We start from the raw sequence: 23,394 nt of genomic DNA, 5'->3' as shown, positions 1-23,394 counted from the left end.
GTGTATGCTTGGCCTTTTAAAATATGAACGAAATCTCTTTCTCCTTCTAATAAAAAAGACGCAGAGAACCTGCGTCTAATACGGTGTCCATTCAATTTGTTTCGCACTTTCAAATCTTTTTTCTACATCAGGCCAATTTACAACATTCCACCAGTTTTTAATATATTCATCTTTTCGATTTTGGTATTGTAAATAATACGCATGTTCCCACACGTCTAGCACGAGGAGCGGTATCGTATCCCATTGTGTAAATAATTGATGAAGTGTACTCTGCAAAATTTCTAATCTTCCGGATCGTGGTACCCAAACGAGAAGCGCCCAGCCTGATCCTTCCACTTTAGAAGCTGCTTCTGTGAAATGTTTTTGAAAACGTAAAAAACTCCCAAAATCTTGTTCAATCTGTTGTGAAAGAGCCCCTCTTGGACTTCCGCCACCATCTTTTTTCATGTTATTCCAAAATATCGTGTGTAAGTAATGACCTGATCCATGAAAAGCCGCTTCTCTTTCCCAATGCTTAATTAAATCAAATTGATTTGTTTTTCTCGCTTCTTCCATCATTTTCTCTGCCTTATTTAACCCTTCCACGTAACTGCGATGATGTTTATCATGGTGTAACATCATAATTTCTCTAGAAATATACGGTTCTAACGCATTATACGGATAAGGTAATGGTGGAAGTGTATGCCCTCCAATTGGAACAGCTCGTTCACTATCCCCTCTTTCATATAGTTCATATTCCTCTTCTCCTTGCACGAATACTTCCTGCAAATGATGCTGAATATGTTCTACATCATCACTTATTTCATACATAAACTCTGCATCTGTATCATACTCATGCTCTTTCATACGATCTAATAACGTTTGAATTTTATAAGCAAGCATATGGACATCATACACTTCCATTGCACGGCTATCTAATACGTGAAGAACACTTTCACACCAGCTTTCTACTTCATGAAAGTAATCTGTAAATACACCTTGCTGACTCATGTTACACCTCCTTAATGCTATCCCCATAAATATATTCAAAGGAAATCCCTTATATAACTTTACAAAAGGAAAAGAAGCTAAGTCCCCTTAGCTTCTTTTTCGCAATTAATATTTGTGTAACATCTTTGTTTGGTAATCCGTCTCATAATATTCTAGTTCTTCACGCATCAATTGAAATTTTCCTTCTAAACTCTTCATCACTTGCTCTATAGATGCTGGTGGCGTTTGTTGAAAAACGATGGAGTTTTTCCCTGTATAGGCAGACCGACTATTTTCATACCAATGATCACTCTTTGGTGAGAAAAACTCTGCAATTACTTGATGATAAATTTTATATAAAATTTTCTCAGCTGCTGTTTTTCGAAATGGCTGGCTATTTAACAAAACAAAACATGCATCATGTCCTTCTTCACAAAAAACGAGAAGACGTCTTATTGATGCTAATAACCCTTTATAATATTGCTCGTTCCCTGCTGGTTTTTCTTCTAATAAAGAAGGCAACGTATGATAATTTACATAATTGGTTATTAAAGTAATAACATCTTCTAAAAACATAGAAACTTGTTCTGTTTGATTTTCAACCATTAGATTAGACATTTTTTCCCTCTCCTTTGCCATTTCACGCTATTTCTACTCTTTTATTTTTATGTAATTCAGCTAATATTTCTTGTACTTTCACCACTGTTTCCTCATCAAAATATTGTTGGAATGCTTCTATATTATTTAAATATAAACGTTTTTGCATGCGATGCTCATTCTCTTTCAGTAAACAACATATCGCTACAATATCCCGTAAATATATGTCTTGTTCTTCTACTTTACATACTGGATTTCCTTCAAAAGGAGTAATTTCTTGTAAAACTTCTTCAAAATATCGAACGTATAAAACGGAAAAAGTTCTCTCTTTATTATTTAATATATATGTCACTTCAGATCTATTAAAGAAATCTTCTGATGTATTAGGTTTCGCTTTCTCTAACTCATATCCCGCATAACCTATTATAATCATCTACTTCCCCTCTCTTCCTTCTTTCAATTCATTTTAACTTAATTTTCTGACAAACGAAATACTCTTTTAAATATAACCCATATAAAAAATAGCTTCCCTATACAGGAATTTACCTTTTTATTTTTCTTGAAGTTTGTCATAATAATATTATTGTCTCAGTTTTCTTATACAAGGAGAGTTGTATTTATGTCGTTTTCATGGAAACGTTTCTTACAAATCGGGAAAATTATCTTCCCATTTGTTGTATTAACAATTGTATTCTTTCAAGCAAAAAAAGAATTAGCAGGCATTTCTTTTTTAGAAGCAATCAATACAATTAAAAACATTCCAACCGGAGGAGTCTTTTTAGCAATTACACTTGGTGCATTTGCCGTATCAACAATGTTCTTTTATGACTATGTTATGCTTCGTTATTTAAAAGCTGATATACCAGTCCAAAAGATTTTTCGTATCTCATGGATTGCTAATACTTTAAATGGATTTATTGGGTTTGGTGGTCTCGTTGGAGCTGGTGTACGCACAATGCTTTATCGTCCATACATAAAAGAAAATGGCAAACTTATTAAAAGTATCGCCTGGATGACAACTGCTTTTATTAACGGACTCGCAATTCTTTCTTTCCTCGGTCTTATTGGAATATTAGACACAAGTTTTATTTTGCATGAAAAACCGTGGCTATGGCCTGTTCTTATTTTCTTCGCCCTTTTCGTCCCTATATACATTGGCTTTTCTAAACTAAAAAATAGAAAACCAAAGCAAACCGAAGGGCAAGAAGAAGGGGAAGAAGAAAAAAATCCAACTGTTTTATACTCATTAGTCTCATTAGTTGAGTGGGTATCTGCCGGTATTGTTATGTACGTCATACTAATATTATTTGGTATCGATATCGAATTTCAAAAGTTTTTAGGTGTGTATGTAATTGCTGCTTTAGCTGGTGTTGTTAGTCTCGTTCCTGGTGGACTTGGTTCATTTGATCTTGTCTTTTTAACTGGGCTCGGACAATACGGCATTGATACAGGCGTATTACTACCTGCTATGTTATTATATCGCCTCGTCTATTACATTTTACCTTTCTGCCTTGGTCTTATTTTTGCAGCTTTTGAAATGACAGGCGTGGCCATTAAAAAGTTTGAAGATAAACCTTTTATTGCGCCTGCATTAGAAACAACTGGTGTTATATGGACTTTGCAGCGTGATTTTCTAGGAAAACTAGGTTCATGGGCCTCTGCTGCTTTAACAGTATTTGCTGGATTAATGGTTATTTTATCGACCATTCTACCGACAAGTATAAACAGGGCACACGCCTTACATATTCTAGCTCCAAAACATCTTATTCAATTTTCTTTTAGCTTATCACTAACATTTGGTATTCTCCTCCTGATCCTTTCGCGAGGGATATATTATGGAACAAAGCGTTCTTACTATATGACGATTATTTCTTTAATCGGAGCAGCCATCTTTAATACGCTAAAAGGGATTGATATTGAAGAGACGTTTATTTTATTAATCGTACTCGCTGTATTATATATGCTTCGTAAAAGATTTGTACGCGAGAAAATGGAAGTCTCACTTTCTGATATGGTAAAAGTTTTTATATTCTTACTCATAACTTTATATTTATATAAAAACTTAGGTATTTTATTTGCAGGTGCAAAAGAAGCTTTTAAACCTGATTTTGTCGTTCGTAATATTACACAAGTGAAACGAAGTGCCTTAGCAGCTGCCTTTTTCGTTCCTACATTTTTACTGATTGGCTCACTCATTGCCAATCGTTATCGAAATGAATTTCCCGGGCAACCAGCTAATGATAAAAGGTTGCAAAACTTTTTAGATGAACATGATGGTAATGTACTTAGTCATTTAGGATTTTTAGGAGATAAACAATTTTTCTTCAGTAGTGATGGGAAAGCGCTCCTTCTCTTCTCTATAACTGGAAAACGTCTCGTTGTGCTAGGTGATCCAATTGGGGATCCTTCCTCCTACCGTACTGTGTTACAAGAGTTTTTAGCTGAGGCTGATCGATTTGGATACATTTGTGTATTCTACCAAATAGAAAGTAAATGGATGAGTTTATATCATGATTTTGGTTACAACTTCTTTAAACTTGGTGAAGAAGCTGTCGTTGATTTGAACACATTTACAATAACAGGAAAAAAACGAGCCGGTATGCGAGCGACTTTCAACCGTTTCGAACGAGAAGGCTATACATTCTCTATTCATCAGCCACCATTCTCAAACGAATTATTTGAAGAGTTAAGAAAAGTTTCAGATGCGTGGCTCGGCGGAAAAAAAGAGAAAGGTTTTTCACTCGGATACTTTGATCGTGAATATATTAGCCGAGCACCTATCGCTACATTATGTGATGCTGATGGAAAAATCATTGCATTTACAACCTTTATGCCCGTATATCAAGACGGATCATTGTCTGTTGATTTAATGCGCTATTATCCAGATGCACCTAGCGGCATTATGGATGCAATTTTCATCCACCTATTCCAGTGGGCAAAAGAAAATGAATACCACTCCTTTAATATTGGTATGGCACCACTTTCAAATGTAGGTTTATCGACACAATCTTTTTGGTCCGAACGAGTTGCTGCTGCCATCTTTAATAATGTTCGTTATACGTATAGCTTCAGCGGGCTACGTCATTTTAAAGAAAAATATAAACCAGCATGGAGCGGTAAATATTTAGCATTTAGAAAGAATCATTCTTTACCAATTACAATGCTCTCTGTAACAAAATTAATAGGAAAAAGAAAAAACAGCTAAACATTTAGCTGTTTTTTCTTTTTTGAACTTGTACAATAAATTCTTTTTCATATTTCTTACCATTTATATAGAAATCTCCCCATATTTTATACGTTCCTTCTATAGGAAATGTAATACGGTATTGTAATTGCTCATCTGTATCAACAGGTATTGCGTATAAAAAGTTTTCTCTCGTTTCGTCCACGATATAGAGCGCTTCCACTTCTCCTCTCTCTGAATGTAATTTCAATTTCTCACCCTTTTTCACTTGGAATTGAAATGTTAACGTCGCTGGTTCATTCGGATGCAATGCACCAAATAATAGAGAAACTTCATACTCCCCTATTTTTTTTGTAAGCACACTATCAATTGGAAATTTTACTTTTTTCTTATTTTTCTCCTCTATTTCTCTCCCAAAATCATTCTTCGCAAATGATTTCACAGACTTGTTTTTGTCTTCATATAAAAATATTGTATACCTTTCATCTTTCACTATTTTGGAAGATACCTTATATGATCCATTCCCTGCAAATGTAGGTTTCATTTGTTGTACATGTTTTAATTGTCCGTCTACAATAACTGCCCGAATTTGATCATTCACACCACGAACTTCGTTATTTTTATTATTTAGCAATTGAAACAAAATATCTACTTTCTCATTTCCTTTTCCATTTGACACATCCCATTTTACTTCCTGAACATCACCTACAGTCTCTGTAGTTTCCTGATACTTTTTTATGTAAAATCCGCCTACTACAATAAATAGTAAAGCAACAAGTCCAATGACAAGATTTTTCAAAATATCACCTACCATTTTTATTGTCTCTGTTTATACAAAACTTCTTACATATATATTCTAGATTATGATTTATGAAATCCTCCTGCTTTGCACATATTACAAATAATTAAAAGATTTTAATTGAAAGGATTGATAGTGTATAATGCAAATGATATTGATTTCTATCAATACATTATAAGGAGGACTTTTCATGAGTGTACATATTGAAGCAAAACAAGGCGAAATTGCTGAATCTATTCTATTACCTGGTGATCCATTACGTGCAAAATATATTGCTGAAACATTTCTAGAGGACGTTACTTGCTATAATAACGTGCGTGGTATGTTAGGTTTCACTGGAACTTATAAAGGAAAACGCGTATCTGTTCAAGGTACAGGTATGGGTGTACCTTCTATTTCTATTTATGTAAACGAATTAATCCAAAGCTACGGAGTTAAAAATTTAATTCGCGTTGGAACTTGCGGTGCGATTCAAAAAGACGTAAAAGTACGTGACGTTATTATTGCAATGACAGCTTGTACAGATTCTAATATGAACCGTTTAACATTCCCAGGTTTTGATTTTGCACCAGCTGCAAACTTTGACCTTTTAAAGAAAGCTTACGATGCTGGAACTGAAAAAGGCTTACACGTTCGTGTTGGTAATGTTTTAACAGCAGATGTATTTTACCGCGAAAGCATGGACATGGTTAAAAAACTTGGAGATTATGGTGTACTAGCAGTAGAAATGGAAACAACTGCTCTTTATACATTAGCAGCGAAATACGGTGTAAATGCGTTATCTGTATTAACAGTAAGCGATCACATTTTCACTGGTGAAGAAACAACATCTGAAGAGCGTCAAACTACATTTAACGAAATGATTGAAATCGCTTTAGATGCAGCAATTCAACAATAATACATTAAAGAACTCGTCATACGTCTGTCGAGTTCTTTTTATGTGACTTTTTATTAAAAACTACTTTCAGAAGAGACAGATTTTCTCCTCTACTTTTTTGTAACGTTTGTTATAATTAAGAAATCATTTACAGTATTTCTCACAAGAGGTGACGCAGTGAAAAACAGAAGTATCGTCTTTAAACTATTTTTATTAACATCAACATTATTTACAATCATATTCCTCCTTTTTTTCTTAGGACAATCTCTATTTTTAGAGAAATTTTACATTAATAAAAAAGTAAAAACAGTTCAAACTGCTTTTGAGAAGTTCGTAAATACTTACGAAGAAAGTGGTAAAACTTATGAGGAAATTCGAAAACTAAAACAAGAATTTCATGACAAAACAAATGCGGAAATGCAGTTTTTAAATACGAACGGCATTATTAAAAGTGACAATAATTTCTACATTGATGTAATTAATCCTAAAAATAATAAAGCATATTCCATTCCACTCAATAATGTTTTAACGCCAGAAGAATATAATAAATTCGAAAACTTAGGATTGAAAAAAGATGGGATGATAAACGTCGTCGGTTTTGTACAAGATTCCACCATAACACCACTAGAATTGACAACAAACTATAATCGATGGCAAAACGAAAATGTCAACTCAGATTTTCAATCCATTAATGGAAACCCTGCTAAAAATAGACTTACAAGCCGATCCAAAACTGTGACTCAAATTGAGTTTACTGGTATCGTATCTAAGTTACAGCTTCCATCCAAAGCGGATGTTCGTCTTGCAAATGATTTTGAAACATTACAAGCCGTTCAATATTTTGCAGAGATTATTAGAAATGGCACTGCTAACTCACACCAATTAAACACTTATATAATAGATGGTGGAGAGAATATAAAAAATAGTATCTTTGTAAAACCTATTGTGGAAAATGGAAAAATTACAGAGTACGCTTTTGCGATAGCATCTTTACAACCTGTTAATGAAGCGATGCTCGTTTTAAAGGATTATTATGTCTATGCCTTAATCATCGTATTTCTCGTAATTATTTTATTATCCTTCTACTACTCAAAAATCATTGTGAAACCATTAATTAAAATGAATCGCGTTACAAAAAAAATGGCCAATTTTGATTTTAGTGAAAAATTACCTGTGACAGCAGACGATGAAATTGGCGGGCTTTCCGGTAGTATTAATACGTTATCTGTAAACTTAAAAGACCGAATCGATCGATTAAATGTTGCCAATACAAAATTACAACAAGATATTGAACGTGAACGTCAATTAGAGAAAACGCGAAAAGAATTCATTTCTGGTGTATCACACGAATTAAAAACACCACTTAGTGTAATTAGAAGTTTCGCAGAAGGAATTAAAGATGGCGTTAGTAAAGATACGACGTATTACACAGATGTTATTTTAGAAGAAACAGAAAACATGAACAGACTTATTGTTGAAATGTTAGAATTAGCAAAACTAGAATCTGGTACGTACAAACTAGATATGACGACATTCTCAATCGGTGAATTAATTCAACAAGTCTATACAAAGTTATTATTTAGCATGGAGGAAAAGCATTTACAAGTGAACGTAGATGTAGACTCTTCTATATTCGTTAAAGCGAATCGTAGTCGTATTGAGCAAGTCGTTGTGAACTTACTTAGCAATGCAATTCGCTATACGCCAGATGGAGAAAAAATACACGTCTCCGTTATAGAACTGGAAGATATAGTAAAAGTCGAAATCGAAAACACAGGAAACCCTATCCCTGAAGAAAGTCTTGAAAAAATTTGGGATCGTTTCTACCGTTTAGATGCATCTCGTAGCCGTCATACTGGAGGTACCGGTCTCGGGTTATCTATTGTAAAAAACATTTTAGACCTCCACCATGCCGAGTACGGTGTATATAACACGACTAATAGTGTTGTATTCTACTTTAATTTACAAAAAGTAAAAGAAGTCAAATAATTTGTCTTAATTTCACTAGGAGTTCACATGAAATTCACACTCTCCCTTTATAGTAGGAAACAAGTTAATCCTTTCCTTTACACACATAAAAGAGGAGAGTGCGTGAAATGAAACAAGCAGGACAACCTATTCAAAATGAAAAACAATTAGAAACTATCAAAAATATACTTTTACAATCTTCGAAACGTGATGGCTTATTATTCGTATTAGCTGTAAATTCTGGCTTAAAAGTAAGTGAAATCTTACAATTAAAAGTTAGTGATGTAATCGATGAACATGAAAATGTTCGCCATTCCATTTTATTTTACAATGAAAAAGTAAAGAAACATAAATGGTTTGCTGTAAATGAAGACTTGCAGCACGCGATCGAAGACTACATGAAAGAACGTAAAACTTGGAAACGTAATGAACCATTATTAAAGTCTCAAAAAGGAACGAAATCTATTACGAGACAACATGCATGGTACATTTTAAACAAAGCTGCAAAAGAAGTTGGATTAGAAGGGATTAGCTCACATACACTTCGAAAAACTTGGGGATATTGTGCATACAAATCAGGTGTTGATATCGCATTTTTACAACACTTCTTTGATCATAGTACTCCATCAAAAACTTTAAAGTATATCGGTATTGCTTAATAACTCTTATACATAAAAAAAGTTACCATTTATAAATGGTAACCTTTTTTATGTTTCACATTCTCTTTTCTTGTCTCTCCTATATTGTAGTGGTACTCTAATAGTAAGGGGGAGAAATTATGAACACATTAACAATTGAATTACCGAAAGAAACGGCTGAAAAACTTGATTTATTAAAACAAGCTTATGAAAAGAAAACAGGTGCTTCCATTTCTGAAAGTACTCTTGTTCAAACACTTATCTCAAAAGAGTTTATCCAAGCGATAACTCCTTTTGATTTACAACAATTCGTCACTGGAAAAGAACAGCATTAATTGCTGTTCTTTTTTTTTGATACTTTATTAGGAGTTTACTAGCATTCTCCCCCGAAAAACTTCTTTGCTTCAGCCAAACCTTTTATCAGGAATCTTCCTACCCGGTAATGTCTCATAAAAAGTTTTTTATTTATTTTTCGGAAAACTATTGACAATGATAATGATAACCATTATCATTTATTACGAAGCCAACAATTGATGAATCAACCAAACGCTCAGTAACATTGTTACCCCTCTTTTTCATATAGAAAGGCACTGTACATTCCCCCTGTTTGTACAGTGCCTTTCTTGTTTATTATCATTCAAACAAATTTAATTGCTCAGGCTTCGGCTCACCATATGTAACGTTCATCATTTTCATAAGCTGTTTCGCATTATCCGCTGCATCTCCGCCCGAATTATTGTTAAATAGTACATATATGTCCTTTGTCTTCTTTTTTAATTGCTCTAGTCTTTCTACCCATTCTTCTAATTCTTTATTGTTGTAGCGATATAAGCAACGAACCGCTCTCCAATTTTCCCCTTTATCAAGCCACCCATGAACATTCCTACCATGAAAACGTATTAACACCATCTCTGCATTCGTTACTTCTAATACGAGCGGTACCGAACCTATCCCGGCCTGCGGCTCATCACAAATGGTATGAATCCATTTCTCATGTTCTAGAAACTGTATCGTCTTATCTTTCATTTCGGGATAAAACCATGTTTGATTTCGAAATTCTATGGCACACGGTAAACCTTCCATTTTTTCTTTCGTATATCGAAGAAAATCCACATTTTTCTTTTTACAATCAAACCATGGTGGATATTGAAATAAAATCATTTTTAATTTATCAGCTTCTATTAAAGGCAGAATAGATTGTTTGTACACATCAAACATCTCATCAAACGTAGAAAAAGGGATTTCACCTTTCATATGTCCTGTCATTCCTTGATATGCTTTTACTATAAAAGCAAAATCTTTCGGTGTTTCCATTGCCCATTTTGTATAGTTTCGTGCAGGTTGCATCGCATAAAATGAACTATCCACTTCCACTATAGGAAAATACTCACTATATGTTCGTAATTTATTTCTATTTTCATAGGGATCTATATATAAAGAATCATGATCTCCCCACCCTGTCACTCCAATGAAAAGCAAATATATCCCTCCCTTTTTAACTTCACCTTCTATTCATTCTACTCACTTCCCGAACACTTCAGCTAATCAATTTTATTAAGTAGCCCCTTCTTTAAGAGTATCCGTATAAAAATATGATATACTAGATGGAAGAATTTTTAAATTGAGGGGTTATTTATTTATGCTTCCAAACGATGATATTGTATCTCATGAAAAACGAATAGAAGAATTAGAAAATAAAGTACGTTTTTATGAAGAACTTGTGAATCAATTACCACATCATTTCACATACAAAAATCCACATATTGGTTTACAAATAAAGAAAACGAGAACGACTCATTCCATTCAAAACATAAAAAAAGAGAATAAAGAGGCTGATTTTCAACTTACTTGCGATTCATTATTTTTATTTGAGCAACTTGAAACATACTTCATTCATATTTTTGATGCTTTTTCACATCATGTAACCTTTGTTGATGCTAAAGGAAATATCACTTTATGTAACCAAGCTGCAGCAGATGATTTTGGTGTAGTACGAAATGATATAATCGGAAAGCCAATTCAACAATTACTACAATTGCCAGAAGAAAAAATTAAAGCTCTTGAAACATTAAGAACGGGAACAGAAATATATAATGAAGAAGTTTTAGACAAAAACTATGGCATTTTAAATAACCGAATTATTCGTGATTATAACGGAGAGATTTTTAGAGTTATTAGTGTCTTTCATTATTTAAACACAGAACGTGATGCAGAGAAATTTTCTTTAGCAGGGCGAATTGCAGCTGGGATTGCACATGAAGTACGTAATCCTCTTACAACCGTACGAGGTTATTTACAATTTTTACAAGAAACTGTTTCTCCATCTAATAAAGAATTATTTGAAAACTTACTTATTCCTGAATTAGACCGCGCAAATAGTATTATTACAAAATTTTTAGCTATTTCAAAAACACGCGAATTTACAAGAGAACCGTTTCCTATTAATACATTTTTACGTGAGTATATTCAACAGTTACTAGCTAGTGAAGTCTTTTTACATAATATTTCAATTGATTATAATTTTTCTACCGAATTAGATGATGTATTAGTCCATATTGATCGTCATGAACTTGTACAAGTTTTTTTAAACCTATTTCAGAATGCTGTCGATGCTCAAGGTGAAAAAAAACTTTCTATCCAAATTACTAGTTATCGCCTAGATAATTTTGTTCGTATTACTTTCACTGATAATGGAATTGGTATTCCAACAGCCATTCAAGAGTATATCTTTGATCCATTCTTCTCAACAAAAGATTCGGGCACAGGACTGGGCTTGTCAGTAACGAAGAAAATTATTCAAAATCATAACGGTACATTAAAAATGACCAGTAATCAAGATGGTACAACTTTCACTATTTCAATTCCAATTTTACCTAAAACAACCCTTGAAAGATTAAATGACTACAAATGAGGTACTCCTCCACAAACTGCATGCCAATTGTTAAATACCTACAACAATTAGCATGCAGTTTTTTATGCTGAATTTTTCGTCTTTACATTATATAAACCTTCTCTTTATCTTACTTATTTTTGCTAAGAGGGCCAATTTCTTATTTTTTTTAGAAATGGTAGTTTGTCCATCACGAATTTAGTATAAATTTCATTTTAATATATAGTAACGACTATTGATTCTATGAAAGAAAGGAAAAGTATTTTATGGTAATGATTGTTGCGAAGTCAGAGCTTGTAGTTATATTAACATCTCTAAGTCCGAACTTACAGAATTCGTTAGACTTCTTCAAGCTCTTGGCCAAGCTATTCAAGCTGTCTTTCAAAACCCTTCTCAAAATAATATCGATAACTTGATTGCTGCCCTAAATAACCTACACAAATTCCTCAATTGCTTAGATTTATCTCCAGCACAAAAACAAATTGGAAATTCTATTATCGCTAATCTATTAACTATTTTAAAAACAAAACCTTTCTCATGCGGAGCATTGTACGTTGAGCTACAAAGCTTGCTTAATTATTTATTGTATATCGCTAAGTTATTCAAAGTAGATTGCTGCACTATCGACAAACTAGTTAAACTCATAACAGAGATCCAAACTATCCTAGTTCAATACGGGTCAGGTTGCCTTGGAGGAGGAGCAACAGGTGCTACTGGACCTCAAGGACCGGCTGGTGCTCAAGGTGCTACTGGTGCCCAAGGACCGGCTGGCGCAACAGGTGCTACTGGTGCTCAAGGACCAGCTGGCGCTCAAGGACCAGCTGGCGCAACAGGTGCTACTGGTGCTCAAGGACCGGCTGGTGCTCAAGGACCAGCTGGCGCAACAGGTGCTACTGGTGCTCAAGGTGCTACTGGCGCAACAGGAGCAGCGGGTACTCCAATTCCTGTAACTATCGCAGCTATCGGAAACTCAAATCCACAAACTATATCCCCTGGAACAAACATCCAATTCAATCAAGTTTTTGAATTAACTAATATCTCTTTCAACGATACTTCAGATACTTTAACAATTTTAGAAACAGGCGTATATGATATTAGTTTCTCAGCGTCTACAACTTTCCCAGGATCTTCACCATTCGGATTCGGTATTTCATTCAATGGCCAACCACCTAATCGTAACTTCTCAACTAACGTTATCGGTAGTGCTGTTTCTTTCTCTACAATCGTTACTTTACAAGCTGGTACAACGATTGCTGTACAGCCTACAGCAAACACTATTTCTATTCCTAACACAGGCGATACAACTGCAACACTATCCGTATTCCGAATTTACTAATTTTCAATCAATAAGTATATTTATAATAATATGTATCGTTTAACCGTGCATTAAATCTCTCTTTATATAGAAAGGAGCACTTATTTGGGAGGATAAGTGCTCCTTCTTTACGTTTCTTTACCTCAAATTTACTCTGTCTTAATCCTCATTTTGTATGATAAATAGTGAAGTCAAAGATATGAAAGAGGGATGAAAATGAGAGTTATGTCACTAATACGCATTTGGATTGCTCTTATGGTATGCATTATTTTATGTGTAGGATTTTTTTTAACTCTAAAATATTCCACTATATCAAAAGCAGAGAGAAAAACTGTTCCATACAAACTTTTGTATGCAAAACAAAGCAACATCCCTTATTCCAATACCTCAAATAATGAAAAAAAAGTTATAAAAGGAATGCTTATTACGAAAGCTGCTAGTTCCGAAGCGTTACTTCAAATTGCTGAAACGATTAAAGTTCAGTATACAAATAAAGAAATTGATGAAATCACGCTTTCTATCCATAATGAAAATAATGGTAATTACGAAGAAGAATTACCTTACGAACCTATTAGTAAAGGAAAAATAATCATCACATACGATTCTCAATCCTTTGGCAGTACAAATGTTACACTTAACGAGTAATACTATTTATCCCAATTAATATGGGCTAACAACTCGTAGGGATAGATACAGCTCCTCCCACCGATTAAAAGTTCACTTAATTTCTCATACGAAAAAGAGGCGAATTCCGTTATTCGCCTCTTTCTTTTACCAAAGTGAAGGAATCCATTCTTTCACTTTGTCGAGCCACTCTTGTTGCTCTTTTTTTCTTTGCTGTTCCTCTTCTTTCCTTCTCTTCTCTTCTTCTTTTCTTCGTTTTTCCTCTTCTATTGTATTCAATTGTTTTTTATAATCAGCCTCAGATATGAGCGATAACTGGAATGCTTTTTGAGCTGGATTGGCATTCGCTTTTTTCATAATATCCCGGAACATTGTCGTCGTAATTTGACTCCCCCCTGGAACATAATGATCGCTATCTGTTTTATCAAATCCTACCCAAATCGCACCTACTAAATCTGGTGTGTATCCAACAAACCATGAATCCTTTGCACCGGTGCTTGGTCCATTTACAATTTGAGTAGTTCCTGTCTTACCGGCCGTATCAACATTATTAACTTTCGCCTTTTCGCCCGTTCCCTTTTCGACAACACCTTTTAATAAATATGTCATCTTTTGAGCAATTTTCTCGCTCGTCACTCGTGTCTCTTTCTTATACCACTTTCCAATTGTTTCACCTTCAGCATTTTGTATCTCTCTAATCGCATGAGCTTCCACTTGGACACCGTCATTTGCAAATGTACTGTATGCTTGAGCCATTACAAATGGAGAGGTCCCAACATGCATCCCGCCTAAAGCAATTGGATACGTACGATCTTCTGGCACTAATGGAATACCAAATCGCTCTAAAGATTTCAATCCTTTATCCAATCCAATTTGTTCCAATAGCCAAACAGCCGAAACATTGTACGACTTTGCCACGGCTTCATACATTGTCACATCACCGTGAAAAGTGTGATCACTATTTTGCGGTTTATATTCTTTAATATTAAATGGTTCATCTTTTAATATATCGTATACTTCATACCCTTGCTCTAAAGCTGGTACATATACAGCCAGAGGCTTTAACGTTGAGCCAGGTTGTCTTTTTAATTGGGTTGCATGGTTAAACTGTAAAAACTGATACGGTCCTCTACCTCCAACTAAAGCTGGTACACCACCTGTTTTTGGATTCATAAGAACTACACCCGTTTGCATAAGCTGGTCTGAGCCATTATCTTTGAAATAACTCTCATTATTCACAACGTCTTCTACAGCCTGTTGTTTTTTCGGATCAAGCTCTGTGTAAATACGATAACCACCTGCTAAAATTTCATTTTGTGTTAATTCGTACTTGTCCATAGCTTCCCTAACAATATAATCTACATATTGAGAGTATTTCCCTTTGTATTTATCATCCACACCACGTTTTAACACAAGACCGCTCTCTTTTTCTTTATTATACTGTTCGTCAGAAATATATCCTTGCTCTTTCATTAAACTTAATACAACATTACGTCGTTCGATTGACTTATTAAAGTTTTTATATGGTGAATATGCAGACGGTGCTTTAATCAAGCCAGCAATCGTTGCAGCCTCTGAAACCGTTAAATCTTTTACATCTTTATCAAAATAAGATTTAGCTGCCCTTTTTATACCCCAAGCACCTTCGCCAAAATAAATTTGGTTCATATACATTTCAATAATTTCATCTTTCGTATACGTACGCTCTATTTTTTTTGTTAAAAAATATTCCTTTATTTTTCGAGAGTATGTGCGGTCTTGTGTCAGAAATACATTTTTCGCAAGTTGTTGTGTAATTGTACTTCCCCCTGCTACAACTTCTCCTGCTGTAATATTTTTAAAAACTGCACTTATAATTCCACTATAGTAAATACCGTGATGGTTAAAAAACTCCTTATCTTCTACTGCAACAATTGCCTGAACCATAATGTCAGGAATATCTTTCCTTTTAACACCTTCTGTTTTAGAAGAAGCTAATTTAGTCGCAACTTCATTATTTGCATCATAAATTAAGGTCGGTTGCGGAACAGCTTGTTTTAATTCAGATATGTCTTGAATGGAAATTATTATATTTATAGCAACAAATAGAGTAGCGAGTAAACTCCCTAATACAATTAATGAATTACGAAGTTTCTTCCTCTTGTTGAACCACTCCTGCATTTTTTTTAAGTGAGTGTTCTTCAATTTCATTCGTTCACTTCCTTCGTTTGTTTACACTCTTCTTTTCAAAAGGAAGAATATACCTCCTTTTAAATTTATTATAATAACGTAGTCGTTCCTATAGTGTAAAGCTTTTCTTTCACATTCATACTTTTTGCAAGAAAAGGACATTCTACAAGTAAGATATTCACTATTGATTATTAATATTATTAATACAACAATGAGAGTTATGTTAAGTTTTTGTAAACTTTTCGATAAAATGTTTTAAAAAACGACAGTTTTTTGTTAGAATTGATTAGCCAATATATTTTACATATATTACTTTTGTGGGGGTAACTAATAATGGTATTTAAATCAAAAAAAGATAAATTTTCTGAAATGTTAATGAATGTTTCAGAAAATTTAAAAGAAGGCGCGCAGTTTTTCGTGGAGTATAAAATTAAAAATGCTAGCGATTTAAAAGAGTTTTCTATGCGCATGAAAGAGTATGAGTCAAAAGGTGACTCATTTATTCACGAAATCATTATGGAGCTAAACAAAGCGTTTATTACTCCAATTGAACGTGAGGACATCCTACAACTTGCAATGAGTATGGATGATGTATTAGACGGATTAGATCATAGTGCTGGTCTATTCGAAATGTATTCTATTACAGAAGCTGATGAATACATGATTAAATTCGTTGAAGCAATTAATCAATGTGCGATTGAGATTGCAAATTCTGTTGAACTACTGTCTAAAAAGAAGTTAGTCGACATTCGTACGAACGCGATTAAGATTAAGGATTACGAATCACAATGTGATGATATTCGCCGTCATGCAATTAAGCACTTATTCTCTCGTGAGAAAGATCCGATTAAGATTATTCAATACAAAGAGATTTACGAAGAGCTTGAAGAAGTAGCGGATAGCTGCCAAAGCGTTGCAAACGTATTAGAAACAATTATTATGAAGAACGCGTAAGGAGTTTGATCATGGATACACTCTTGATACTGACCGTTTTAGTAGTCATTTGCGCTTTAGCTTTTGACTTTATCAATGGATTTCACGATACAGCAAACGCTATTGCAACGGCTGTTTCAACGAAAGCTCTAAAGCCTAGACATGCAATTATTATGGCAGCTATTATGAACTTTTTAGGTGCGATGACATTTACAGGTGTAGCAAAAACGATTACAAAAGATATCGTTGATCCATTTGCCTTGCAAAATGGTTCTCTTGTAATTTTAGCTGCTTTGCTTGCGGCAATAGCTTGGAATTTAATTACTTGGTACTACGGTATTCCAAGTAGTTCTTCGCATGCAATTATCGGCTCAATCGCAGGTGCAGCTATCGCTGCTGCCGGTATTAGCTCATTAAATCTTAAAGGGTTCATAAAAATTCTTGAAGCTTTAATCATTTCACCGATTATCGCTTTTGTTATTGGTTATATCGTATACAGTATTTTTAAAGTGGTCTTTAAAAACTTTAATTTAACGAAAACGAACAAAAACTTCCGTTTATTCCAGATTTTCACTGCAGCATTACAAGCTTATACACATGGTACGAATGATGCACAAAAAGCAATGGGAATCATTACGATGGCTCTTATGGCCAATAACTATCATACTTCTGACGACATCCCGTTCTGGGTACAATTATGTTGTGCAATCGCAATGGGTCTTGGTACTTCTGTTGGCGGATGGAAAATTATTAAAACTGTCGGTGGACAAATTATGAAAATTCGTCCTGTAAATGGTGTAGCTGCTGATTTATCATCATCACTTGTTATTTTCGGCGCAACATTCATTCACTTACCGGTTAGTACAACGCACGTTATCTCTTCTTCTATTTTAGGGGTTGGTGCTTCACATCGTGTGAAAGGTGTAAAATGGGGAACTGCAAAACGTATGTTAATTACATGGGTTATTACACTTCCTATTTCAGCTTCGTTAGCTGCATTATTTTACGCTTTATTACACTTAATCTTTTAATTAAAAGTCGTCTTCCTTATTTTTCTAGGAAGACGACTTTTTTGTGAACAAACCTTTTTCTTATTAAAAAGCGTGTATAATAATTGGTGGATAAGTTATATAGAGGAGTTGGAAATTTTGGAATACATCATGTTACTTTTCATCGGGTTAATCGCCGGGACAGTCGGGAGTCTAGTCGGGCTTGGTGGCGGAATTATTATTGTTCCGTTATTAATCGGATTACACAGTCTATCACCACAACTTGCAGTAGGAACTTCAATGGTAACAGTCGTTTTTACAGGACTATCTTCCACCCTTACTTATATGAAGCATAAACGAGTAGATTACAAAAGTGGACTTATTTTATTTATCGGGAGTGGCCCTGGTGGTATCATCGGCTCGTGGGCAAACAAATTTTTAAACCAAGATACATTTTCTTTATATTTTGGGATTTTCCTTATTTTTGTCTCCATCCTTCTTATGTTACGAGACAAATTAAACCCCCTTTCTTTATCAAATATGACGGTAATTAAGCGTTCTTTTACAGATAACGAAGGAAACACTGTACACTATCAATTTCCACCGCTTCTCGCTATCTTTATCGCCTTTATAGTTGGTTTTATATCTGGATTATTTGGAATTGGCGGCGGTGCCTTACTTGTTCCAGCAATGATGCTACTTTTTGCATTCCCAGCACATATTGCTGTAGCAACTTCGATGTTTATCGTTTTTTTATCAGCAATTGTAAGTTCTGCAACTCACATCTCCCTTGGAAATGTCAGCTGGGTTTACGCATTAATTCTTATTCCTGGTGCATGGATTGGCGGGAAAATCGGGGCTTATATTAATACAAAATTAAGTGGTAATGCCGTAATTAATTTATTACGTATCACATTAATCATTCTTGGAACTAGATTAATCATTACTTCTTTTTTATAACGCGTTCTTTTTAGAATGCGTTTTTCTTATACACATGAATATAAAAATCCTCCTAAGAGAACAAATAAAATTAAACAAACACATAATAACATATAATTGGAAATATGTACTTTCTTCAAGTTGACCACTCCTATAACTGCGACTGTTATCTTTATGATAGCGAAAAAATAATTCACTTGCAGTTACAAAGTGCTAACAATGCAAAATCATTTATTACAAATTTTATCCTTATATTTCATTTCTTTGTATATTCTATCGTTTTAATAAAAAAAGATGTCATATTGACATCTTTTTTAGTGAAGAAGTGACCATCCCATAAAATCCTCATGTACTTGGCACGCCCTCTTATCGTTTCGATCATATAATTCAGCATAACTATCTGTTTCTTCATCATAAGCCATCGTATAAATAATTTGGCCGTCTACTTCAACGGATAACACGACTCCACCTTTCATCTCTTCTACATGAATGATAGCATTCGCCGGAATTCTCATATCCGTCATTTTTATCGCATCTAACAATATACTAAACCCCCTACAGCGTATTCATTGCTAGTACTATTACACACTAAATAGTATACTACTGTAATAGCATATATTTCGTCAATGAAATTGCTATTTAAAAGCATATTGTCTTTATACATATACGCTAAAATAGAAGAAATAGAAATGTTTAAATGGGGGGCTAACATTGATTCTACACAAAGGAGATGTACTATTCCGTCAAGGCGAGGACGGTCCTTTATATTTTATAAAAACAGGTTTATTAAAAGTAGTACGGATAGAAGAAGATGGAACACCATTTCTATTCAACATTATCGTTCCAGGTGAAACGATACCTCACCATTCTTTAATTTCACCGAAGGAATATCACGGTACAGCAATCGCTTTAATGAAAACAGAAGTTGAACCTATAATTAGTAATGAATGGTACGATCAACTTCAGGCAAATCCTGCATCATATGCAAATATTGCTATGCAACTACAATCAAAATTAAGAATGATGCAACAGCGTATCGATCAATTGACAACCGTCTCTCCGAAAGAACGTCTACATCGTTTACAAGAATGGTTCACACTATATTTAGGTGACATTCCTATATATGAAATATTAACACAAACTGAAATCGGTCAACTCATAGGTATACGCCGTGAAACGGTAAATCGGCTGTTACGAGAACAAATAAAAAACGAGGTAAAATAATACCTCGTTTTTTACTTATTTCAAACTTCATCTATTGTAAGCTTGCTGCTGGACCGAAAAATTCATAATGAATATGCTCTTGTTCCACACCTAAATTAGTTAGTGCAGCATTTATATGCTTCATAAATGGTACGGGACCACAGAAATAAAATTCTGCTTCAGTTGTCGGAATAATAGTTTGTAACCATTCAGCTTCAATGAAACCTTCTTTATCAAAGTTCTTCATTTCCATATCTTTTTCAGTTGGTGCAGAATAGCAAGTGTATGCTTTAACTTGTTCGTATTCATTATCTACTGTCTCAACGTGTTCTTTCATTGCATGTGTATTACTATTTATCGCTGCATGAACAAAACATACATTACGTTTTGAGTTTTGTTCAATTAACGTATTTAGCATACTCATCATTGGTGTAATACCTACTCCACCACTAATTAGCACAACTGGTAATGTTGAATCCATATTTAATACGAAATCTCCTGCTGGTGCACTTACTGGTAACATATCCCCTTCTTCTACATGATCGTGTAAGTAGTTAGATACTTTACCGTCCGGTGTATCTACACCTTTTTCTTTCTTTACACTAATACGATAATATTCTTTTCCAGGAGCATCTGATAAACTATATTGACGATTATGTGTATACGTTTCACCTTCTATATTTATTTGAATCGTTACATATTGTCCTGGGATGAATGAAGAAACTTGCCCACCATCTTCAGGTTTTAAATAAAATGATGTAATAACGTCGCTTTCCTTCACTTTTTTAACAACCACAAAGTTACGGAAATCTTTCCATCCACCTTCTTTATGTGCCGTTTCTTCATACATCTCTGCTTCAATGCTAATGAATGCATCAGCAATGACACCATAAGCTTCTCCCCATGCATTTAAAACTTCATCAGGTGCACCTGCGACCTCTTTAATTGCACGTAGTAAACATGTACCTACAATCGGGTAATGCTCTGCTTTAATACCTAAACTTCTATGCTTATGACCAATTTGTTTTACAACTGGAATAATAGCTTCTAAATTATCAATATACGTTGCAGCTGCATAAACAGCATTCGCTAGCGCTTGTTGTTGTCTTCCCTTTTTCTGATTTGTATGGTTGAAAATATTCAATAACTCCGGATGTTCCGAAAATAAAATTTGATAAAATCTCGTTGTAATTTCAACGCCTTTTTCTTGTAATAATGGTACTGTTGACTTTACGATTTCAATTGTTTTTGCACTTAACATTGTATCCCACTCCTCTATTTCCTTAACTGTTTTTAGTTTAACTGAATTGTATAGTACATATTGTGATTTTAATCACTATTAACACGGTGTTTTTGTGAATAATATATGAACATTGCACTTACAAAAGAAAATAAGCCAACTAGAATTCTAGCTAGCTTATTATTTGGACTGTATAGCTTGTTGAATTACCCTTATATCTTTTCCATCTCCAAACTCTGTATACCCCCAGATGTTCGTTTCACCTCTATAATTATTTACAATAATATCTAAGTCATGGTATACACGATGTGCATAAACTACATACTCAATATTTTGAAGTTCCACACCTTTTTTTACAATTTCATAGCTTCTATTTACATCACGTTTTATTTTTTCATTCTTTATTTCTGTATGTATATTTTTTAAAGACGATTCTTGTTGTTGAAACCATTGTTTAAATTGGTTCCAGTCCCCTTCTGTATAATTCTCTGCTTTACCGTAATTTAAGAAATTATTATAACTTTCATGCGTCATACGAATAAAATCTAGCACTTTTGTCTCCTCTTGCACATCTTCTATTTGAGCTATTGTACTTACCTCAGCAGGCTTATTCGCATAATGTAATAGCAATTTCATAAGACTATAGCTCGCAATGATCATTACGATAATAATCCCGAATACAATTAACAATTTCTTCATATACAGAACTCCTTCTCTACTAAAGATATTACAAAGTATGACTATACTTGTAACATTCTCTCGTAGAAATATAATTCCTGTATAAATTCTTCCTATCATTTCGACAATATTTTTCTATACATTTCTCGTTGGTAAATGTTCTTGTAAAACAATGTACCCTTCATAAGCTGTGTAACCGAGTATAGCCATTAATCCGATATAACAAGCAAAGACTGTCCATTTTGTTTTCATATCAACTTTATAATAGTTTTCCTGTTGTCTCTTTTCCGTCTCCCATTCCTGTAATTTTCTTTCTGACATTTCAAATGCTTCTCTTATATGAATTGTATGCGTTTCTTTTTCATCTTCATATGGAACGTAATCAAGCGGCTCAAACTTTGGTAAAAGATGCTCTAACACTTCAATCTTTTGAAGTTCTCCTACTTTTAATTCTTTCTCTCTTTCTTTTTGCCTTAATATATTTATTTCATGTTGCATCATATATATATTTCGATGCACCGCACCTGTTTCTTTTAACTCCTCTTCAAGTCTTGCAACATATTCTTTCATTCCATCAATTCTATATCCTAATTCCTTAATTGGCTCATCTCTCTTTATTACTCTATATAATTCCATACAGCCGATAATAAAAATAAATCCTCCCAAAATACTTTTAAAGTAAATGGCATAACCGAGCAATACAATAAGACCCGCTCCCCAAATCTTTGTACTTACAACTGAGATAATTCGTCCACCATCTAATGGAGAAACCGGAATCAAGTTAAAGAAGTTAATCATACTTCCAAGTAAAATAATTAATGCCCAAAATGGCTCTTTCGTTATTATATAAAGTGGAATCGCAGGTAAAAATGACAACAATCCGAAAAGAGGTCCCATGAAGGCGATGTAAGCTTCATCTTTTGCATTTTTCGGCATCTCTTTCATCCCAATAAGAGCGCCCATAAATGGAATAAATATTGCTGGCGATGTTGGTATACCTTTTCTTTTCGCAGCCCATAAATGGCCCATTTCATGAATAAACAACAAATAAATGAGCGCTACCCCAAATTTCCAACCATATATAACCGCGTATGCACCAAGTGATAGAAACATACTAAATACCGTTGAAAACTTTGCTAGTTTAAAAATTGCAAATACCCACTTTAACTTAGAAAGTAAAAATAGCCCTATTGCAACAATAATTCCCCATAATCCTTTTTTATTATTTTTCATATTCCTCTCCTTTATCTCTCATTAATGAATCATATTTATTCATCAAAACTATTCTTTTCTCTATTATGACATATTTTTTTCTATCGTTAGAAATAATGTTTATTTAATCCATTTTTAGCCAAAAATATAAGTATAAATATAAGGAGGTG

The 23,394-nt window shown here is 34.0% G+C and carries 21 protein-coding genes and 1 pseudogene; 12 read left to right on the top strand and 10 right to left on the bottom strand.

The window, feature by feature from the left end:
• Positions 1-75 precede the first annotated feature (75 nt).
• The 3 genes from RBB48_RS15795 to RBB48_RS15785 all read right to left on the bottom strand — a co-directional run bounded on the left by RBB48_RS15795 (position 76) and on the right by RBB48_RS15785 (position 1,999).
• A complete protein-coding gene (locus RBB48_RS15795; RefSeq protein ID WP_000082674.1) occupies positions 76-990 on the bottom strand; it encodes a superoxide dismutase in 915 nt (304 codons plus the stop codon).
• A 105-nt stretch (positions 991-1,095) separates the two neighbouring features.
• On the bottom strand, positions 1,096-1,587 hold the full coding sequence (locus RBB48_RS15790) for a YpuI family protein (RefSeq protein ID WP_000067570.1): 492 nt from the start codon (positions 1,585-1,587) through the stop codon (positions 1,096-1,098).
• 22 nt (positions 1,588-1,609) lie between these two features.
• Entirely contained in the window at positions 1,610-1,999 is a 390-nt protein-coding gene (locus RBB48_RS15785) for a hypothetical protein (protein WP_000583791.1), read from the bottom strand.
• Between the two features lie 186 nt (positions 2,000-2,185).
• On the opposite strand from RBB48_RS15785, the gene mprF reads away from it, so the two are divergent.
• Positions 2,186-4,771: a bifunctional lysylphosphatidylglycerol flippase/synthetase MprF gene (gene mprF, locus RBB48_RS15780; RefSeq protein WP_048541887.1), complete on the top strand. Its 2,586-nt coding sequence runs from the start codon at positions 2,186-2,188 to the stop codon at positions 4,769-4,771.
• A gap of 4 nt (positions 4,772-4,775) precedes the next feature.
• On the opposite strand, the gene RBB48_RS15775 is transcribed toward mprF, so the two are convergent.
• A complete protein-coding gene (locus tag RBB48_RS15775; RefSeq protein WP_306007842.1) occupies positions 4,776-5,564 on the bottom strand; it encodes a hypothetical protein in 789 nt (262 codons plus the stop codon).
• Between the two features lie 175 nt (positions 5,565-5,739).
• On the opposite strand from RBB48_RS15775, the gene deoD reads away from it, so the two are divergent.
• The 4 genes from deoD to RBB48_RS15755 all read left to right on the top strand — a co-directional run bounded on the left by deoD (position 5,740) and on the right by RBB48_RS15755 (position 9,367).
• Positions 5,740-6,447, top strand: coding sequence for a purine-nucleoside phosphorylase (gene deoD / locus RBB48_RS15770; protein ID WP_000110707.1), 708 nt, complete (start codon positions 5,740-5,742; stop codon positions 6,445-6,447).
• Positions 6,448-6,603: 156 nt separating this feature from the next.
• The gene (locus RBB48_RS15765) at positions 6,604-8,415 is read left to right on the top strand and encodes a sensor histidine kinase (protein ID WP_088608747.1); all 1,812 of its coding nucleotides are present in this window, start codon (positions 6,604-6,606) and stop codon (positions 8,413-8,415) included.
• Between the two features lie 107 nt (positions 8,416-8,522).
• Complete coding sequence (locus tag RBB48_RS15760; RefSeq protein WP_000806231.1) at positions 8,523-9,053, top strand: tyrosine-type recombinase/integrase; 531 nt, start codon at positions 8,523-8,525, stop codon at positions 9,051-9,053.
• 119 nt (positions 9,054-9,172) lie between these two features.
• Complete coding sequence (locus RBB48_RS15755; protein WP_001094861.1) at positions 9,173-9,367, top strand: DUF3924 domain-containing protein; 195 nt, start codon at positions 9,173-9,175, stop codon at positions 9,365-9,367.
• Between the two features lie 298 nt (positions 9,368-9,665).
• Here the strand turns inward: RBB48_RS15755 and RBB48_RS15750 are convergent, their stop codons facing one another.
• Positions 9,666-10,511, bottom strand: a complete 846-nt coding sequence (locus RBB48_RS15750; protein WP_000897338.1) for a DUF72 domain-containing protein — start codon at positions 10,509-10,511, stop codon at positions 9,666-9,668.
• Positions 10,512-10,671: 160 nt separating this feature from the next.
• Between RBB48_RS15750 and RBB48_RS15745 the strand changes: the two genes are divergently transcribed.
• The 3 genes and pseudogenes from RBB48_RS15745 (at position 10,672) to RBB48_RS15735 (ending at position 13,882) form a co-directional block, all read left to right on the top strand.
• The gene (locus RBB48_RS15745) at positions 10,672-11,943 is read left to right on the top strand and encodes an ATP-binding protein (RefSeq protein WP_000937261.1); all 1,272 of its coding nucleotides are present in this window, start codon (positions 10,672-10,674) and stop codon (positions 11,941-11,943) included.
• Between the two features lie 229 nt (positions 11,944-12,172).
• Positions 12,173-13,258: pseudogene (locus RBB48_RS15740) on the top strand (Gly-Xaa-Xaa repeat protein); the annotation flags it as partial.
• Positions 13,259-13,453: 195 nt separating this feature from the next.
• Positions 13,454-13,882 carry a hypothetical protein gene (locus RBB48_RS15735; protein ID WP_088608746.1) on the top strand — a complete coding sequence of 143 codons (429 nt, stop codon included), beginning with the start codon at positions 13,454-13,456 and terminating at the stop codon, positions 13,880-13,882.
• 126 nt (positions 13,883-14,008) lie between these two features.
• On the opposite strand, the gene RBB48_RS15730 is transcribed toward RBB48_RS15735, so the two are convergent.
• Positions 14,009-16,051, bottom strand: coding sequence for a transglycosylase domain-containing protein (locus tag RBB48_RS15730; RefSeq protein ID WP_088062680.1), 2,043 nt, complete (start codon positions 16,049-16,051; stop codon positions 14,009-14,011).
• A 312-nt stretch (positions 16,052-16,363) separates the two neighbouring features.
• On the opposite strand from RBB48_RS15730, the gene RBB48_RS15725 reads away from it, so the two are divergent.
• The 3 genes from RBB48_RS15725 to RBB48_RS15715 all read left to right on the top strand — a co-directional run bounded on the left by RBB48_RS15725 (position 16,364) and on the right by RBB48_RS15715 (position 18,912).
• On the top strand, positions 16,364-16,984 hold the full coding sequence (locus RBB48_RS15725; protein WP_000231446.1) for a DUF47 domain-containing protein: 621 nt from the start codon (positions 16,364-16,366) through the stop codon (positions 16,982-16,984).
• An 11-nt stretch (positions 16,985-16,995) separates the two neighbouring features.
• Positions 16,996-17,994 (top strand): inorganic phosphate transporter, encoded by a 999-nt coding sequence (locus tag RBB48_RS15720; RefSeq protein WP_048544857.1) that lies wholly within the window; start codon positions 16,996-16,998, stop codon positions 17,992-17,994.
• 117 nt (positions 17,995-18,111) lie between these two features.
• Positions 18,112-18,912: a sulfite exporter TauE/SafE family protein gene (locus tag RBB48_RS15715; RefSeq protein ID WP_000455764.1), complete on the top strand. Its 801-nt coding sequence runs from the start codon at positions 18,112-18,114 to the stop codon at positions 18,910-18,912.
• A 293-nt stretch (positions 18,913-19,205) separates the two neighbouring features.
• Here the strand turns inward: RBB48_RS15715 and RBB48_RS15710 are convergent, their stop codons facing one another.
• A complete protein-coding gene (locus RBB48_RS15710) occupies positions 19,206-19,433 on the bottom strand; it encodes a hypothetical protein (RefSeq protein WP_000882907.1) in 228 nt (75 codons plus the stop codon).
• A gap of 169 nt (positions 19,434-19,602) precedes the next feature.
• On the opposite strand from RBB48_RS15710, the gene RBB48_RS15705 reads away from it, so the two are divergent.
• A complete protein-coding gene (locus RBB48_RS15705; protein WP_000600574.1) occupies positions 19,603-20,115 on the top strand; it encodes a Crp/Fnr family transcriptional regulator in 513 nt (170 codons plus the stop codon).
• A 31-nt stretch (positions 20,116-20,146) separates the two neighbouring features.
• On the opposite strand, the gene hmpA is transcribed toward RBB48_RS15705, so the two are convergent.
• The 3 genes from hmpA to RBB48_RS15690 form a co-directional block, all read right to left on the bottom strand.
• On the bottom strand, positions 20,147-21,355 hold the full coding sequence (gene hmpA, locus RBB48_RS15700; protein WP_097889745.1) for an NO-inducible flavohemoprotein: 1,209 nt from the start codon (positions 21,353-21,355) through the stop codon (positions 20,147-20,149).
• A 159-nt stretch (positions 21,356-21,514) separates the two neighbouring features.
• The gene (locus RBB48_RS15695) at positions 21,515-22,033 is read right to left on the bottom strand and encodes a hypothetical protein (protein WP_097889746.1); all 519 of its coding nucleotides are present in this window, start codon (positions 22,031-22,033) and stop codon (positions 21,515-21,517) included.
• A 114-nt stretch (positions 22,034-22,147) separates the two neighbouring features.
• Positions 22,148-23,245 (bottom strand): site-2 protease family protein, encoded by a 1,098-nt coding sequence (locus tag RBB48_RS15690; protein ID WP_075308733.1) that lies wholly within the window; start codon positions 23,243-23,245, stop codon positions 22,148-22,150.
• Between the last annotated feature and the right edge of the window lie 149 nt (positions 23,246-23,394).

The sequence above is a fragment of the Bacillus sp. MMSF_3353 genome (genome assembly GCF_030733445.1).
GTDB lineage: Bacteria > Bacillota > Bacilli > Bacillales > Bacillaceae_G > Bacillus_A > Bacillus_A wiedmannii.
Note: the sequence above shows the minus strand (reverse complement) of the source record. Positions and strands in the feature narration are given on the sequence as shown.

Excerpts from the sequence above, each read along its gene's own strand:
- RBB48_RS15690 (WP_075308733.1), bottom strand. The coding sequence starts at position 23,245 with ATGAAAAATAATAAAAAAGGATTATGGGGAATTATTGTTGCAATAGGG.
- RBB48_RS15755 (WP_001094861.1), top strand. The coding sequence starts at position 9,173 with ATGAACACATTAACAATTGAATTACCGAAAGAAACGGCTGAAAAACTT.
- RBB48_RS15725 (WP_000231446.1), top strand. The coding sequence starts at position 16,364 with ATGGTATTTAAATCAAAAAAAGATAAATTTTCTGAAATGTTAATGAAT.
- mprF (WP_048541887.1), top strand. The coding sequence starts at position 2,186 with ATGTCGTTTTCATGGAAACGTTTCTTACAAATCGGGAAAATTATCTTC.
- deoD (WP_000110707.1), top strand. The coding sequence starts at position 5,740 with ATGAGTGTACATATTGAAGCAAAACAAGGCGAAATTGCTGAATCTATT.
- RBB48_RS15735 (WP_088608746.1), top strand. The coding sequence starts at position 13,454 with ATGAGAGTTATGTCACTAATACGCATTTGGATTGCTCTTATGGTATGC.
- RBB48_RS15760 (WP_000806231.1), top strand. The coding sequence starts at position 8,523 with ATGAAACAAGCAGGACAACCTATTCAAAATGAAAAACAATTAGAAACT.
- RBB48_RS15695 (WP_097889746.1), bottom strand. The coding sequence starts at position 22,033 with ATGAAGAAATTGTTAATTGTATTCGGGATTATTATCGTAATGATCATT.
- RBB48_RS15785 (WP_000583791.1), bottom strand. The coding sequence starts at position 1,999 with ATGATTATAATAGGTTATGCGGGATATGAGTTAGAGAAAGCGAAACCT.
- hmpA (WP_097889745.1), bottom strand. The coding sequence starts at position 21,355 with ATGTTAAGTGCAAAAACAATTGAAATCGTAAAGTCAACAGTACCATTA.
- RBB48_RS15720 (WP_048544857.1), top strand. The coding sequence starts at position 16,996 with ATGGATACACTCTTGATACTGACCGTTTTAGTAGTCATTTGCGCTTTA.
- RBB48_RS15795 (WP_000082674.1), bottom strand. The coding sequence starts at position 990 with ATGAGTCAGCAAGGTGTATTTACAGATTACTTTCATGAAGTAGAAAGC.
- RBB48_RS15775 (WP_306007842.1), bottom strand. The coding sequence starts at position 5,564 with ATGGTAGGTGATATTTTGAAAAATCTTGTCATTGGACTTGTTGCTTTA.
- RBB48_RS15730 (WP_088062680.1), bottom strand. The coding sequence starts at position 16,051 with ATGAAATTGAAGAACACTCACTTAAAAAAAATGCAGGAGTGGTTCAAC.
- RBB48_RS15745 (WP_000937261.1), top strand. The coding sequence starts at position 10,672 with ATGCTTCCAAACGATGATATTGTATCTCATGAAAAACGAATAGAAGAA.
- RBB48_RS15790 (WP_000067570.1), bottom strand. The coding sequence starts at position 1,587 with ATGTCTAATCTAATGGTTGAAAATCAAACAGAACAAGTTTCTATGTTT.